Source organism: Agrilactobacillus yilanensis (assembly GCF_003946725.1).
Lineage (GTDB): Bacteria > Bacillota > Bacilli > Lactobacillales > Lactobacillaceae > Agrilactobacillus > Agrilactobacillus yilanensis.
Genome location: NZ_RHOY01000017.1, coordinates 26,255 through 41,034 on the forward strand (window position 1 = coordinate 26,255; position 14,780 = coordinate 41,034).

General features: G+C 41.3%; 21 protein-coding genes and 1 pseudogene. 18 read left to right on the forward strand and 4 right to left on the reverse strand.

All coding sequences use genetic code 11. The features are described from left to right. The first annotated feature begins 12 nt into the window (after window positions 1-12). From rpsE to rpsI, 17 genes are all read left to right on the forward strand, one after another. Window positions 13-516, forward strand: coding sequence for a 30S ribosomal protein S5 (rpsE, locus tag EKM93_RS10675; RefSeq protein ID WP_125715581.1), 504 nt, complete (start codon window positions 13-15; stop codon window positions 514-516). 12 nt (window positions 517-528) lie between these two features. Then, complete coding sequence (gene rpmD, locus EKM93_RS10680; RefSeq protein ID WP_125715582.1) at window positions 529-714, forward strand: 50S ribosomal protein L30; 186 nt, start codon at window positions 529-531, stop codon at window positions 712-714. A 31-nt stretch (window positions 715-745) separates the two neighbouring features. Continuing rightward, entirely contained in the window at window positions 746-1,186 is a 441-nt protein-coding gene (gene rplO, locus EKM93_RS10685; protein WP_125715583.1) for a 50S ribosomal protein L15, read from the forward strand. Then, window positions 1,187-2,485 carry a preprotein translocase subunit SecY gene (gene secY, locus EKM93_RS10690; RefSeq protein WP_125715584.1) on the forward strand — a complete coding sequence of 433 codons (1,299 nt, stop codon included), beginning with the start codon at window positions 1,187-1,189 and terminating at the stop codon, window positions 2,483-2,485. A gap of 13 nt (window positions 2,486-2,498) precedes the next feature. After that, the gene (locus EKM93_RS10695; RefSeq protein ID WP_125715585.1) at window positions 2,499-3,152 is read left to right on the forward strand and encodes an adenylate kinase; all 654 of its coding nucleotides are present in this window, start codon (window positions 2,499-2,501) and stop codon (window positions 3,150-3,152) included. A 123-nt stretch (window positions 3,153-3,275) separates the two neighbouring features. Next, entirely contained in the window at window positions 3,276-3,494 is a 219-nt protein-coding gene (gene infA / locus EKM93_RS10700; RefSeq protein WP_035452983.1) for a translation initiation factor IF-1, read from the forward strand. Window positions 3,495-3,532: 38 nt separating this feature from the next. Then, window positions 3,533-3,649: a 50S ribosomal protein L36 gene (rpmJ, locus tag EKM93_RS10705; RefSeq protein WP_057823560.1), complete on the forward strand. Its 117-nt coding sequence runs from the start codon at window positions 3,533-3,535 to the stop codon at window positions 3,647-3,649. Window positions 3,650-3,674: 25 nt separating this feature from the next. Further along, window positions 3,675-4,040 carry a 30S ribosomal protein S13 gene (rpsM, locus tag EKM93_RS10710; RefSeq protein WP_125715586.1) on the forward strand — a complete coding sequence of 122 codons (366 nt, stop codon included), beginning with the start codon at window positions 3,675-3,677 and terminating at the stop codon, window positions 4,038-4,040. Between the two features lie 25 nt (window positions 4,041-4,065). Further along, window positions 4,066-4,455: a 30S ribosomal protein S11 gene (gene rpsK, locus EKM93_RS10715; protein ID WP_125715587.1), complete on the forward strand. Its 390-nt coding sequence runs from the start codon at window positions 4,066-4,068 to the stop codon at window positions 4,453-4,455. Window positions 4,456-4,539: 84 nt separating this feature from the next. Next, a complete protein-coding gene (locus tag EKM93_RS10720; protein WP_125715588.1) occupies window positions 4,540-5,478 on the forward strand; it encodes a DNA-directed RNA polymerase subunit alpha in 939 nt (312 codons plus the stop codon). A gap of 21 nt (window positions 5,479-5,499) precedes the next feature. Continuing rightward, window positions 5,500-5,880, forward strand: a complete 381-nt coding sequence (gene rplQ / locus EKM93_RS10725; protein ID WP_125715589.1) for a 50S ribosomal protein L17 — start codon at window positions 5,500-5,502, stop codon at window positions 5,878-5,880. Between the two features lie 190 nt (window positions 5,881-6,070). Then, entirely contained in the window at window positions 6,071-6,904 is an 834-nt protein-coding gene (locus EKM93_RS10730) for an energy-coupling factor ABC transporter ATP-binding protein (protein ID WP_125715590.1), read from the forward strand. After that, window positions 6,880-7,743 carry an energy-coupling factor ABC transporter ATP-binding protein gene (locus EKM93_RS10735; RefSeq protein ID WP_125715591.1) on the forward strand — a complete coding sequence of 288 codons (864 nt, stop codon included), beginning with the start codon at window positions 6,880-6,882 and terminating at the stop codon, window positions 7,741-7,743. Before EKM93_RS10730 ends, EKM93_RS10735 begins: the two co-directional genes overlap by 25 nt. A 1-nt stretch (window position 7,744) precedes the next feature. Beyond that, the gene (locus tag EKM93_RS10740; protein WP_125715592.1) at window positions 7,745-8,539 is read left to right on the forward strand and encodes an energy-coupling factor transporter transmembrane component T family protein; all 795 of its coding nucleotides are present in this window, start codon (window positions 7,745-7,747) and stop codon (window positions 8,537-8,539) included. Window positions 8,540-8,548: 9 nt separating this feature from the next. Beyond that, window positions 8,549-9,292: a tRNA pseudouridine(38-40) synthase TruA gene (gene truA, locus EKM93_RS10745; RefSeq protein ID WP_125715593.1), complete on the forward strand. Its 744-nt coding sequence runs from the start codon at window positions 8,549-8,551 to the stop codon at window positions 9,290-9,292. A gap of 127 nt (window positions 9,293-9,419) precedes the next feature. Next, a complete protein-coding gene (gene rplM / locus EKM93_RS10750; protein ID WP_125715594.1) occupies window positions 9,420-9,863 on the forward strand; it encodes a 50S ribosomal protein L13 in 444 nt (147 codons plus the stop codon). A gap of 15 nt (window positions 9,864-9,878) precedes the next feature. After that, window positions 9,879-10,271, forward strand: coding sequence for a 30S ribosomal protein S9 (gene rpsI, locus EKM93_RS10755; RefSeq protein WP_125715595.1), 393 nt, complete (start codon window positions 9,879-9,881; stop codon window positions 10,269-10,271). Window positions 10,272-10,456: 185 nt separating this feature from the next. Here the strand turns inward: rpsI and EKM93_RS10760 are convergent, their stop codons facing one another. The 3 genes and pseudogenes from EKM93_RS10760 to EKM93_RS10775 form a co-directional block, all read right to left on the reverse strand. After that, complete coding sequence (locus EKM93_RS10760; protein ID WP_225423700.1) at window positions 10,457-11,689, reverse strand: site-specific integrase; 1,233 nt, start codon at window positions 11,687-11,689, stop codon at window positions 10,457-10,459. A gap of 219 nt (window positions 11,690-11,908) precedes the next feature. Then, window positions 11,909-12,613 (reverse strand): annotated as a pseudogene (locus tag EKM93_RS13840) (transmembrane-type terpene cyclase). Beyond that, window positions 12,544-13,323: a hypothetical protein gene (locus EKM93_RS10775; protein ID WP_125715598.1), complete on the reverse strand. Its 780-nt coding sequence runs from the start codon at window positions 13,321-13,323 to the stop codon at window positions 12,544-12,546. The pseudogene EKM93_RS13840 and the gene EKM93_RS10775 overlap by 70 nt, the downstream one beginning before the upstream one ends. A 141-nt stretch (window positions 13,324-13,464) precedes the next feature. Between EKM93_RS10775 and EKM93_RS10780 the strand changes: the two genes are divergently transcribed. Further along, window positions 13,465-14,010 carry a TetR/AcrR family transcriptional regulator gene (locus EKM93_RS10780; protein ID WP_125715599.1) on the forward strand — a complete coding sequence of 182 codons (546 nt, stop codon included), beginning with the start codon at window positions 13,465-13,467 and terminating at the stop codon, window positions 14,008-14,010. A 92-nt stretch (window positions 14,011-14,102) separates the two neighbouring features. On the opposite strand, the gene EKM93_RS10785 is transcribed toward EKM93_RS10780, so the two are convergent. Next, complete coding sequence (locus tag EKM93_RS10785; RefSeq protein WP_125715600.1) at window positions 14,103-14,660, reverse strand: TetR/AcrR family transcriptional regulator; 558 nt, start codon at window positions 14,658-14,660, stop codon at window positions 14,103-14,105. Window positions 14,661-14,780 lie beyond the last annotated feature (120 nt).

The window sequence follows — 14,780 nt, forward strand, 5'->3', positions numbered from 1 at the left end:
GGTTAACTGTCAATGGCATCATATATTGATCCAACACATTTAGATTTAGAAGATCGCGTTGTTTCTATTAACCGTGTAACCAAAGTTGTCAAAGGTGGCCGTCGCTTACGTTTCGCAGCAATCGTTATTGTTGGCGATAAAGCCGGTCATGTGGGCTTTGGTACTGGTAAAGCACAAGAAGTTCCTGAAGCTATTCGTAAAGCCGCAGATGCAGCTAAAAAGAATTTGATTGAAGTACCAATCGTTGGTACAACTATTCCTCACGAAGTAATCGGTCGCTATGATGCAGGTCGTATCATGTTAAAACCTGCTGAAGCCGGTTCTGGTGTTGCTGCTGGTGGTGCTGTTCGTGCCGTCATGGAATTAAGTGGTGTGGCTGATGTTACTAGTAAGTCACTAGGTCGTAACACACCAATTAATGTTATTCGCGCAACGATGGAAGCTTTGAAGGAATTGAAGACTGCTTCTGAAGTTGCTGCACTTCGTGGCATTTCTGTTGAAAGTTTAGAAGGCTAGGAGGTCAGACGAATGGCTCAATTAAAAATTACATTAAGACGCAGTGCGGCTCACCGCATTCCTTCTCAACGTCAAATCGTTAAGGAATTAGGTTTAGGTCGTATTAGTAGTTCTGTTATTAAGCCTGACGATGCTGCAACACGTGGTGCAATTTTGAAAATTGCGCACTTAGTTAGTGTCGAAGTTGTTGAAGGTTAATCATTTTTTTGTCAAGGAGGTGTAGACTTAAATGAAATTACATGAATTGCAAGCTAGTGAAGGTTCTCGTCATAACCGCAAACGTGTTGGTCGTGGGACTTCTTCTGGTACTGGTAAAACAGCAGGTCGTGGTCAAAAAGGTTTATTGGCACGTTCCGGTGGTAAAACTCGTCTAGGTTTCGAAGGTGGCCAAATGCCATTGTACAGACGTATGCCAAAACGTGGTTTTAACAACATTAACCGCAAAGAATACGCTGTTATCAACATTCAAGATCTTAACAGATTTGATGCTGGTACAGAAATCACACCAGAATTCTTACACGAAAATGGTGTTATCAAAAACACGAAATCAGGAGTTAAGTTACTTGCTAAGGGTGAATTGAATACTAAGTTAGATATCAAAGTAAATCAATTCTCTCAAGCTGCGAAAGAAGCAGTTGAAGCTGCTGGCGGCACCATTGAGGTGATTTAATTGTTCAAAACATTGAGAGATGCTTTTAAGGTTAAAGAAATTCGTAACCGAATCCTATTTACCCTGGGCATTTTAATCATTTATCAACTGGGTACGCAAATTACGGTACCTGGTGTAAATGCTAAAGCTTTGAACTCAATTGGTCAGACAGGTTTTATTTCCCTTTTAGATACTGTTAGTGGTGGTGGGTTGAGTAACTACTCAGTTTTCTCAATGGGGGTTTCGCCATACATCACTGCACAAATCGTCATTCAACTGCTGCAAATGGACATTGTGCCTAAGTTTGTTGAATGGAGTAAACAAGGGGAAGTGGGCCGACGGAAGTTAAATCAGGTGACGCGTTATTTAACAATCGCCTTAGCTTTTGTTCAGTCTATTGGGATTACCGCAGGGTTTAATGCACTGAGCAGTATTGGCTTAGTTAAAAACCCTGGAGTTAAAACCTTTATTATTATTGGTATCATCTTAACGGGTGGTACGATGTTGCTTACTTGGATGGGTGAACAAATCACAGATCGTGGCTTAGGTAATGGGGTTACAATGATTATCTTTGGTGGGATTATTGCGCGTTTACCATCTGGGGCTTACCAACTTTACCGCGAACAAGTTGTTAATGCTGGTCGTGGTGAACAATGGAAAGGCTGGCTGTTTTTAGCAATACTAGTTATAGCAGTCTTAGCAATTGTCACTTTTGTAACATATGTTCAGCAAGCAAATCGTAAGATTCCAATTCGGTATACTCGCCGTGTTGTTGGTGGCGGCAGTGAATCATTCTTACCGCTTAAAATAAATGTTGCTGGGGTTATTCCAGTAATTTTTGCCAGTTCCTTTATTGTTATGCCGTCCACTATTTTGTTAGTATTTCAAAATAACCATAGTGAAGATACTTGGTTCCAGATCTTGAAAAGTATTTTCAGTATGCAAACCACGCCAGGCGCGATCTTATATACGGTCTTAATTATCTTGTTTACGTTCTTCTACGCTTTTGTTCAGGTTAATCCAGAAAAAGTTGCTGAGAATTTACAAAAACAAGGTAGTTATATTCCAAGTGTTTGGCCAGGTAAGGCTACTGAAAAGTATATATCTCAAATGTTAATGAAATTGTCTACTGTTGGTTCACTTTTCTTAGGTATCGTTGCCTTGCTGCCACAATTGGCGACTAATATTTGGGGTTTACCTCAATCTATTGGTTTAGGCGGTACAAGTTTATTGATCGTCGTACAAGCTGCAATTGAAACAAACCGGCAATTAAATGGTTTGTTGATGAAACGTGAATACGCCGGATTTATCCGAAACTAAGGAGTACAATAAAATGAATTTAATTTTAATGGGATTACCTGGTGCCGGGAAAGGCACACAAGCTGAAAGAATCGTAGATACTTATCACATTCAACATATTTCTACAGGGGATATGTTCCGTGATGCTATGGCTAACAAAACAGAGATCGGTTTAAAAGCTAAAGCTTATATTGATCAAGGTAACTTAGTACCTGATGAAATTACTGAAGCAATCGTAAAAGAACGCTTAACACAAAAAGATACTGATGCGGGTTATATGTTGGATGGTTTTCCAAGAACAATCGAACAAGCCCAGGCTTTAGAAGATATCACTGCAGAATTGAACAAACCAATTGATGCAGTTATCAATATTGATGTTGATCCTAAAGCACTTGTTGATCGGTTATCTGGCCGTTTTATTTGTAAAAATTGTGGTGCAACTTACCACAAGCTTTATAATCCACCTAAGGTTGAAGGGACTTGTGATCGCTGCGGCCATCATGAATTCTTCCAACGCGAAGATGACAAGCCAGAAACTGTCAAGAATCGCTTGGATGTGAATATTAAGATGAATACTCCTTTAATTGACTTTTATAAAGCAAAAGGTTTATTGTATACTGTCAATGGTCAACAAGATATTGATGATGTGTTCAAGGAAATAACTGAAATCTTAGCGAAGTTAAACTAATTCTTATAATCGAATTGGTTGTAAAATATTTGTAATATGGTATACTAACTCGGTATGACACGGCGGTGAGTGCTGAGGCTCTCACCATTTTTATGCGTTCAGTTTTATAAGGAGGTTTATGGCTTGGCTAAAGATGATGTTATTGAAGTTGAAGGCAAAGTAATCGATACTTTACCTAATGCTATGTTTAAAGTTGAATTGGAAAATGGCGCAACAATTTTGGCACATGTCTCTGGTAAAATCAGAATGCATTACATTCGAATTTTACCAGGTGACCGTGTAACAGTTGAATTATCACCTTATGACTTAACTAAAGGCAGAATCACGTATCGCTTTAAATAAGTCAGTTAGGATGCATCTTTATAAAGGAGGATGTCGTAATGAAAGTAAGACCATCAGTAAAACCAATGTGTGAACATTGTAAAGTTATTAAAAGAAAAGGCCGTGTTATGGTAATTTGTTCTGCAAATCCAAAACACAAACAACGTCAAGGTTAATATTTAATAAATAGGAGGTGGCAATATGGCTCGTATTGCTGGTATTGATTTACCTAAAGACAAACGCATCGTAATTGCGTTAACTTATATCTATGGTATTGGCAACACTACTGCTCAAGAAATCTTAGCTAAAGCTGAAGTTTCTGAAGATATTCGTACAAGTGAACTAACACCTGATCAAGAAGACAAGATCCGTGCAGTTGTTGATAACTACCGTATCGAAGGTGACTTACGTCGCCAAACTAGCTTGGACATCAAACGTCTACAAGAAATTGGTTCTTATCGTGGGATGCGTCACCGTCGTGGCTTACCTGTTCGGGGACAAAACACTAAGAATAATGCTCGGACTCGTAAAGGTCCTAAGGTTTCCATCGCTGGGAAGAAGAAATAATAGACAAAGGAGGTTTGATTAACTAATGGCAACAAGAAAATCATCTCGCAAACGCCGCGTTCGTAAGAATATTGAATCTGGTGTTGCTCACATTCATTCAACTTTTAATAACACTTTAGTTATGATCACTGATATGCAAGGCAACGCTGTTGCATGGTCATCAGCTGGTGCATTAGGTTTTAAAGGTAGTCGTAAATCTACACCATTTGCTGCACAAATGGCTGCAGAAGCTGCTGCTAAGGAATCTATGGAACATGGCATGAAGTCTGTAGAGGTTGCGGTTAAAGGCCCAGGTTCTGGTCGTGAAGCTGCAATTCGTTCACTTCAAGCTACAGGTTTGGAAGTAACAGCTATTCGTGACGTTACACCGGTACCCCATAATGGTTCTCGTCCACCAAAACGTCGTCGTGTTTAGTTGGGTGCGGTTATAGATTGTCAATATTATTTCTAAACGTAAATCTGATAAACACTGTTCATTTCGAAAGGGGTACTGACAAGAATGATCGAATTTGAAAAGCCAACGATTGCTAAGGTTGATGAAAGCATTAATTACGGAAAGTTCGTTATCGAGCCTTTAGAACGTGGTTATGGGACAACATTAGGGAACTCTCTTAGAAGAATTCTACTTTCATCATTACCTGGAGCTGCCGTCTCCAGTATTCAAATTGACGGTGTACTTCACGAGTTTTCAACTATCAATGGCGTTCTTGAAGATGTGACACAGATCATCTTAAACATTAAAAAGCTGGCTCTTAAATCTCATAGTGAAGATGAAAGAACAGTTGAAATTGATGTTGAAGGCCCTGCTAAGGTAACTGCAGCTGATATTATGACGGATAGTGACATTGAAGTCCTTAATCCTGAACAATATATCTGCACAATTGCCGAAGGTGGACACTTTCACGTTCGAATGATGGTGAGACAAGGTCGTGGGTATGTGCCTGCTGATCAAAATAAGACAGATGACATGCCTATTGGTGTTTTACCAATTGATTCTATCTTTACCCCAATCGATCGTGTAAATTATCAAGTTGAAAGCACTCGAGTTGGAAAACGTAATGATTTTGACAAACTAACACTTGATGTTTGGACGAATGGTTCAATTAATCCACGTGAAGCGATTAGTTTGGCAGCTAAAATTTTAACGGATCATCTTAACATCTTTGTGAACTTGACTGATGAAGCTAAAAACACTGAAGTCATGGTTGAAAAAGAAGAAACCCACAAAGAAAAAATGTTAGAGATGACAATTGAAGAATTGGATCTATCGGTTCGTTCTTACAATTGCTTGAAACGTGCTGGGATCAATACTGTTCAAGAGCTTACAAATAAGACAGAAGCAGATATGATGAAGGTACGTAACTTGGGACGCAAATCTCTAGAAGAAGTTAAAAATAAATTAAATGATTTAGGTTTATCCTTAAAACAAGAAGATTAACGACAAAAGGAGGGTTAAATAATGGGTTATCGTAAATTAGGTCGTGCCTCTGCACAACGAAAAGCGATGCTACGCGATTTAACTACTGATTTAATTATCAACGAACGCATTGTTACAACTGAAACACGTGCAAAGGAAATCCGCAAGACGGTTGAAAAAATGATTACTTTAGGCAAACGTGGCGATTTACACGCTCGTCGTCAAGCTGCAGCTTACTTACGTGATGAAATTGCTGATATCCGTGAAGAAGATGAAAGTGTTGTAATTCAATCTGCTTTACAAAAATTATTCAGTGATGTTGCACCACGTTATGCTGACCGCCAAGGTGGCTACACACGTATTATGAAAACACAACCTCGTCGTGGTGACGGCGCACCAATGGCTATCATTGAGTTTGTGTAAGGCAACAAAATAGTTTTAACTAATTGATCATTCCATTGATGATAGAGCGTTACGATGATGGGTCAAACCAAGTCTAGCTCGAAAGCATTTGTAAAAATGTTTCATCTGCGAATGATTTTTTTGTACTCTGATTTCTAGCAAACTGGGATTGTGGTATCATGTTACTAAAATTTATTTTAAGGACAAAGCTATGAACAGTATTGAAGTTAAGGATTTAAATTATCGCTATACTAAAGATGGCGAAGATGTACTGCAAAATATTAACTTTACCGTTGCCGCCGGAGAATGGATCGCAATAGTTGGTCATAATGGCAGTGGTAAGAGCACCTTGACCCGTAATTTAAACGGTCTTTTAGCGCCTACCAAAGGCGAAGTTATCATTGATGGTCAATTGCTGTCAGAAGCGACTGTTTGGGATATACGGCGCAAGATTGGGATCGTTTTTCAAAATCCGGACAATCAATTTGTCGGGGCTACTGTAGAAGACGATGTGGCTTTTGGTTTAGAAAATCGGCAGATTCCTTTTGAAACCATGCATGAACGGGTAGCGGCAGCATTAGCAGCGGTGAATATGACGAATTATGCGCAAAAAGAACCAGCAAGGCTATCTGGCGGTCAAAAACAACGGGTCGCTTTAGCTGGTGTAATTGCCATAAATCCTGAAATTATTATTTTAGATGAGGCAACCAGTATGCTAGATCCTCAGGGTCGACAAGACATTATACATATTGTCCAAGACCTGCAAAAACAGACTAAAAATACGGTGTTATCAATCACCCATGACTTGGAAGAAGCCGCTTTAGCGGATCGAATCTTAGTAATGGAGGGCGGCCATTTAATTGCTTCAGGGACACCAAGAGAGATTTTCTCTCAGCATGAGCTATTGCAAGAAGCTGGACTAACCTTGCCTTTTGCCATGGATTTAGCCGTGAAATTGAATCAAGCTGGTATTAAGTTGCCAGGTACTTTTTTAAGCTCAAAGGAGTTGATCCAACAATTATGGACATTACGTTCAAAAATGTGAGTTATATTTATGACATGAATACACCGATCGCCAACCTAGGCTTAAAAAATATCAATTTGACAATTCAATCTGGTTCTTATACAGCAATCATTGGGCATACCGGCAGTGGGAAATCTACACTGCTGCAACACTTAAATGCGCTCTTAAAACCTAGTGAAGGTACAGTGGTCATTGGCGACCGCACCATTACGAATCAAACAAATAACAAAAATTTAAAACCGCTACGCAAACAAGTCGGTATTGTTTTTCAATTCGCGGAGCATCAGTTATTTGAGGAAACGGTGGGTAAAGATATTGCTTTTGGCCCAATGAATTTTGGTGTTTCAGAATCAGAAAGCTTGGAAATTGCCCGTGAGATGTTGCAGACGGTGGGCTTAGAGGATAAATATTTTGATGTCTCACCATTTGACCTTTCTGGTGGTCAGATGCGCCGTGTAGCCATCGCTGGGGTGTTAGCCCTAAAACCTAGCGTATTAGTCTTAGATGAGCCCACAGCCGGCTTAGATCCTAAAAGTCGCCGTGAGATGATGACGCTGTTTGCACAACTACAAAAAGAACAGCAATTAACGATTATTTTAGTCACTCACCAAATGGATGATGTGGCTAATTATGCGGACCATGTGATTGTTCTGGAAAAAGGTCAAGTGATTCAAGATACCACACCAAAAGCGTTGTTTAATCAGCCAGAGTTTGTCCTGGCCCATGGCATTGGTTTGCCGAAAGCGACTGAATTTGCGGTGGCCTTAAAAGCACAGGGCTTTGAAATGTCCGAATTACCCATGACAACAGCGGCACTGATCGAGGGACTTACCCCGCAGTTAGAAAATAAGGGGAAATGATATGGATAAAATGATTTTGGGCCGTTATGTCCCAGGAAATACTTGGTTGTATCGCTTAGATCCAAGAGCAAAGATCGTCATTAGTTTTTATTTTATTGGCATTATTTTTTTGGCTAATAATTTATGGAGCTATGGCGTAATGATCTTATTCACCTTAGGCATTATTGCTTTTTCAGAGGTGGATCAAAAATTCTTTTTTAAGGGTGTTAGGCCACTTTTTTTCCTGATTTTGATAACTGTGCTGTTTCAGCTCTTTTTAACCCGTGGTGGGACGATTTATTGGCAATTTGGACCATTTGCGATTAGCCAGTATGGGCTGACCAGCAGCTTGTATGTCTTTTTAAGATTCATGATGATTATTTTAATTTCAACTTTATTGACTTTGACAACACAGCCGTTGATGATCGCCGATGCGATTGAGTATTTACTGATGCCGTTAAAAAAGCTGCATGTACCAGTGGATCAAATTGCACTAATGATTTCGTTAGCCCTGCGATTTGTGCCCACATTAATGGATGAAACTTTAGCCATTATGAATGCGCAGCGTGCTCGTGGTGTAGATTTTAGCGAAGGCGGCTTGTTCAAGCGAATCAAAGCGCTAGTTCCAGTTTTAATCCCGTTATTTGTGAATACCTTCTCGCGGGCAGGAGATTTGGCCGTGGCGATGGAATCTCGAGGTTATAATGGCGATGCGCCCCGTAGTCGTTATCGTGTTTTGCATTGGCATCGCAGAGATACAGGCGCCTTAGTTTTTATGGCAGTGCTAACGGTAATTTTAATTTTAGTTCGGAAATAAGAGGTAAACATGACACGTTATAAACTAACAATGGCTTATGATGGCACTGAGTTCTCTGGTTTTCAACGCCAGCCAAAGCAACGTACAGTCCAAGGCGTTTTAGAAAAAGCATTATTTAAGATGACTAAAGGCCAGCCGGTTACGGTTCATGGCTCTGGTAGAACGGATGCCGGTGTCCATGCTTTAGGGCAAGTGATCCATTTTGATTACCCAGGAAATATCCCGGCTGAAAATATGTTAAAGGCGTTAAATTCATTAATGCCATTGGATACAGAAATTTTGGATAGTGAGATCGTCACTGAAGCTTTTCATGCCCGGTTCAACACCACTGGAAAACGTTACTTTTATCGAGTTTCTCGAAGTTATTATACGAATCCATTCACCCGTCATTATACAGGCCATTATGCGTATCCTTTAGATCTTGGACGGATTCAGACGGCTTTAGAAGATGTAAAGGGGACACATGATTTTACAAGTTTTGCGGCTTCTGGTGGGGTGATTAAGGATAAGGTGCGCACAATTTATGATGCTACTTTATTGGATGTGCCCGCACAAAATGAAATTCAGTTGGAATTTTATGGCAATGGTTTTTTATATAATATGGTTCGAATTATGGTGGCAACGTTGCTGGAAATTGGTAACGGTCGTCGGGATGTTCATGATTTCTTGCGACTATATGAGGTTAAAGATCGACAACAAGCTAGAGGCACTGCACCGGCCAGTGGCTTGTATCTAAAAAAAGTTTACTATTAATGTGTGAAAGTTATTGACTTAGAGTGGGTTTTTAGATAAACTAGTAAACGGTATTGTTTGCCCCACGATAAGCCCCGGAAACTTATTGAGTGTCAAACATCGACTCGAAAAATGGAGGAAATCAATCGTGCGTACAACGTATATGGCTAAACCAAATGATATTGAACGTAAATGGTATGTTGTTGACGCAACAGATATCGCTTTAGGGCGTTTATCAGCAGTTGTGGCTTCAATCTTACGCGGTAAAAATAAACCTATTTTCACCCCTAATGTGGATACGGGTGATAATGTGATCATCGTGAATGCTGACAAACTTAAATTAACTGGACGTAAAGCAACTGACAAGATTTACTACCGTCATAGCGATTACCCTGGTGGTTTAAAATCTGTTTCTGCTGGCGAATTATTAGCTACTAAACCAGTTCGTTTAGTTGAAAATTCTATCAAAGGCATGTTACCTAAAAATAGCTTGGGTCATCAACAATTCTTGAAGTTACATGTTTATGCTGGTCCTGACCACAAACATGAAGCTCAAAAACCTGAAGCCTTAGATTTAACAAATTTAATTTAATAAGGAGGAATTATAGTGGCTCAAGTATCTTATTCAGGCACTGGTCGTCGTAAAGACTCAGTTGCTCGTGTTCGTTTAGTACCTGGTACAGGTAAGATTGTTATGAACAATCGTCCCGTTGAAGATTATATTCCATTCGAAAACTTAATCTCTGATATGAAACAACCTTTAGATATCACTGAAACAAATGGTAGTTATGACATTTTAGTAAATGTTAACGGTGGGGGCTTTTCTGGCCAAGCCGGTGCTACTAGACATGGTATCGCTCGTGCTTTATTAGAAGTAGATCCAGATTTCCGTGGTCCTTTGAAACGCGCAGGCATGTTAACTCGTGACCCTCGTATGAAGGAACGTAAGAAACCAGGTCTTAAGAAAGCTCGTAAAGCTTCACAATTTTCAAAACGTTAATAGCGTTATACTGTCGAGTTGGAAACGTTGGTACGATAACGTTTTAAGTATGTCTCGAACATGGAAAGTGGTTCTCCCAATTAGGGCGAGCCACTTTTTTTGTGTGCGCCTTTCGTATGAGGCGTCCTGGCTTCAAGAACTTTTAGGGCGTGTGTCCTAGTCTTACGTTCTTTTGTGCGTCAATTTTAATGAGTTTCGTTGAGTTTCATTTCCTGTGTAAGTGAGTTTTTTCTAGCTTGTGCGATCTGTTCAGCGAACTTATCATGAACATCCAAGCCAACAATATCAGGCGTGTTGACATACACGCGCGTGGTCTTGATGCTGGAATGTGACAGCGCTTCGGATATTAACTGCAAGCTGGCGCCACCTTGTCGTGCAAGCGTAGAGAACGTATGCCGTAGCTTGTGCGGAGTGACCCGAATGAGGTCAGGATGGCGCTTATAGATTGAATTCAACCGATAGTTGAGATAGTCGGCGTGCAATGGTTGGTTGATTCCCCCTTTGAAGTTCGTGTAGGTAAACAGAAACTGGTTTGGCCCAGATTCGAGATTCGCTGCTGCGAGTTCAATGGCTTGTTTCTCGCGCCATTCTTTCAGCATCGGGATCAAAACTGGTGGTAAGGCGTGCGAAGTTTCCTTCTTGGCCTTGGTTGGGCCGACTTTACCGCTTTTCTTGAGTGCCTGAACAATCAGAACATAGCCGGTGTTAAAGTCAACGTGCTTCCACTGCAATCCGTATGATTCGCCCTTGCGATCTCCGAGGTGGAGCGTAAGGAGAAGCAGCAGATAATCTTGATCACTCAACTTACCGTTGTCGTGATCTGCGTTGGCAGCGTCGAGCCAAGCCACCATTTCATCAGCGGAAAGTGATTCGCCAGTCATCTTGCGACGAGTGGCGAGCCGTTCTTTCTTGGGACTGCCGATGGAGGCGATGGCTTTTTCTAGCCGGTTCACGTCGATGAAGTCCACCATTTCGGCGGTATCAAACATCTGGCTGACGTAAGACTTGACTGTGCGAATGTTTGCGTACTTCTCTGACAGAATTGCCAGCTCTTGCATGACGAACTGCTTATTGAGATTCAAGTAGGTCATGGAATACTCGCCGAACATCGGAAGCAAATGCAGCCGGAAAATGTTGCGCGTATTCGCTTGGGTTTCCTCGGAAGGAATAATGCGAATGCGTCCGGTTGCGCCAGCAGCGTATAGCGGCCACCAGACTTCACGGTAGAAGTCCTTGAATGGTGTTAAGGTGAAATCTTGAAGGTGGTAAGGTTCCATGATCTCTTCAAGTAACCAGTCTTCAAGTGGTGTAGCTTTAATCTGTCTATGGCTAGCGCGGTATCGGTCGATACGTTCGTTTTTTAACCCGTCTTGAACGTACCTGATAAACATCTTTGACACTTCACGTTCGCTACTCATCGTGATAACCTCCTGATATTTTGAATGCTTCTTAGTAACAGACGGAAAAGAAGGTTAGATATGAAACCGAATTCAAAAAAATCTGTAAATCGTGCAAAATAAAAACCATCGGCTAGAATACCGATGGTTTGAGCGCGAATGAATATATAGTCGAGTTGAGATGCCGCGTGACAGATGCCACTAAGAATCTGCTCCTAAAGGCAACACATCAAAGTCAGGCTAATGTGAGCTTGATTTTGCAACCGATCGGTTCTTACCAAAACGATCGAATCTGAAAATCAAAAATAAATCGAAAATGAAGCTAATCCCTCCCACGATGAGTACGAACCAATCGACTTGTTCGATGACCCCGCCGAGAATAGTCGGTGCAAGCGTGCCAAGCCACTTAGCATAGATGGCGAGTCTGCTTAGGCCACGGGTGCTGTTTCGGTGAATGACCAACGCCAAGAAAAGTACGGACATAATCGCATTTTGAGTGAAGGCCGAGTAGATGCTTCCCCAATGCGAGCCAAATTCCAAGTAGAACGCGAGTTGACTAGCAGCACTTATGAGCAGTACTGCAAGCATCAACCATCTGGCATGTTGACGAAGAGTGGCAGGCAACTCTGCTTTGCCATATTTGAAGTAGGTACTCATAATTACCACGTCAAGCATTGCCCAAACTAAGTTGACCTAAGTCTGTGGTGCGGTCATTGTATTCGTGAATCCATCGACGGTGTAAAGTAGCTCCCAGCATATATTTAAGCCTAAAGCAAATATGGGCATGCCATAAGTGTGATCGCGGAAGCCACCGCGAATCAATTTGATATAGACGATTGACCAGCAAATGTCACTAATGAGTTGTAAGGTAATCGTCAGGCTTTTGGCATCCCATTGTTGACAACGTACTTGATCATCTCTGAAAATTCGATGGCCAGATGCCACTTGTGACCATTGATCATGTCAATCGGCGCTGCGGAGGGAAGATATGCGGCTAAAATCGCATCAAATCCGGTAGCGGTTGGCCGAATTTGATGGAATGCGCGCCAACCAAGTCCAAGATCATCCCCATCGGCCAGGGTGGTGTACCCGTTCATTTGAATCGGATAACTTGGGTCCGGGGTGACGGGTTTGAAATCGCCAGTTTCGGGGAAAAGAAGCATTTCCGTTGGTTCACCAAACATGCCAAAGGTTTCAATGATATGCTGACCTTTGATTGTGTCGCCCACGGAGTAGAAGTGTTCCGGGTTGATGATTGCGGCAAAATCACTTCCTAGCTCGCTTCCCAGTACTTGTTGCAGTTGTGGCATCGAAACGCCTTCAATGTGCATGAAGACTTTGCCTTCTTGGAGATTTTGATTGCCGTCTGAATGAGAGGCAACATCTTTCCAAAAATCATTGGCAGCTGCCAATGGTTCTTTGTACAATGCTTTCATTGCTTCGAGATCAGCGTATTTGGATTTGGTATCTAAAAGCAGAGCTTTCGCATCAGGATATGGCAGGTAGTTGATTTCGGTTGCCGATGGTTCGATGTCAGCGCCCAACGCTTTCATTTCTTGTAAGACATGCTTGATGCGTAACTCCTGAACTTTTGCTAGTTCAGATTGCGTCACTAGGGTACCGTCGATTGTAATTTCAATTTTCAATGCTGTCATTTAAGTAACTTCCTTTCGATATTCTGTCCACGATGTTGTGTACAAACAAATAATAGCCAGTAATGAGTAAAATCTGAACGACAACATCACTATTTGTGTTATGCTAAACTACACATGTTGAAAAAACGATGGAGGTCATTAATGATGGGGGATCATCGATTTGAACGTACAGACAATGAGATTAAGCGTACTTTCATTCAGGAACTGCTTAGTGTGTCATTTGAGGATATGACGATTACAAAGCTAGCCAATGCATGTTTGATTGAACGAACTACTTTTTATTCGCACTATGAAAGTCTTTATACGCTAGCAGCCGCGGTTATTGATGACCAACTTAAGGTCATTGAAGATTTTCTGGTTGAGAGCTTGAGGCAACACAACAATCCAAATTTTCATCAATATCAATTCATGAATGAGCACTTTGTTGAATATTTCAACGCCAATCGTGACATTATCCAGAAAGTTAGGCTGATTCCATTGGGAACCAACAGTTTCGATGCGCGTTGTCGCAGACTGTTTAAGGCCCATTACAGTCGGGTTATCTCCTTTTCAGAGAATAGCTTCACGATTTATTTAATGGTTAATCTGGCGATGAGCGATGTTGACTATGTTCTGAATAATGGTCATGCACCTTCACTCGATGAGTTGCGAAAAGGGTTAAAACAGATGAATATCATGCTTAACTAGTTTGATGAATCCACGATAAAAGGCTCGCCTATCGCAGCAAAATGATATGCGGTAGGTGAGCCTTTGACGTGTAGTGACTGATGAAGAAATCGCTAGTCACATTTATTGAGTGGCTTGGTCAAGTCTTGTGCCACTAATTGTACAAATGTGTTTGCTATCTGTTCGGGAGATTCTTTGGCTCCATTTCTTAGCCATTGAATTGCTGTGTTGAGCATTCCTCCGGCAATGAAGTAGATACGGTAGCGATCTAGTGAGGTGGCAGGCATGTCGCCTAAAATGTCTTCGGCATACCGGTTGATCTCTTCTTGGATGAAATGACCGAAGCCTTGATCATACAGCGTTAACAGTTGCTCTCGGTAATGCGCGTATAGTGTCAAGCTGATCACAACGTTGGAGGCCGTGAACATAAGCTTAGCATTTTTGGAATTATTGATTGTGGCGCCGACTTCTTGGTGCAGTGCTTCAACAAATGCTTCTAGGATGCTTTCTTTAGACGTGAAATTGCGGTAGTAAGAAGTCCGAGCTACATTTGCTGCAGTCGTGATCTCGGTGATAGAAATTTCAGAGAAAGGTTTTTGCTGCATCAAGTCAAGCAGGGTTTGTTCGATGTCTTGCTTGACACGTTGATTTTCAATTAGTCGCTTGTCCAAATTTATTTGCTCCTTTACCTGTTACAAAACACCCGATTTTGTTTCATTTGGAACAAATGGTATTGAATCGTAGCAGGATGGTCTCTTGAATGCATCGTGGAATGTCCTACAATTGTATCA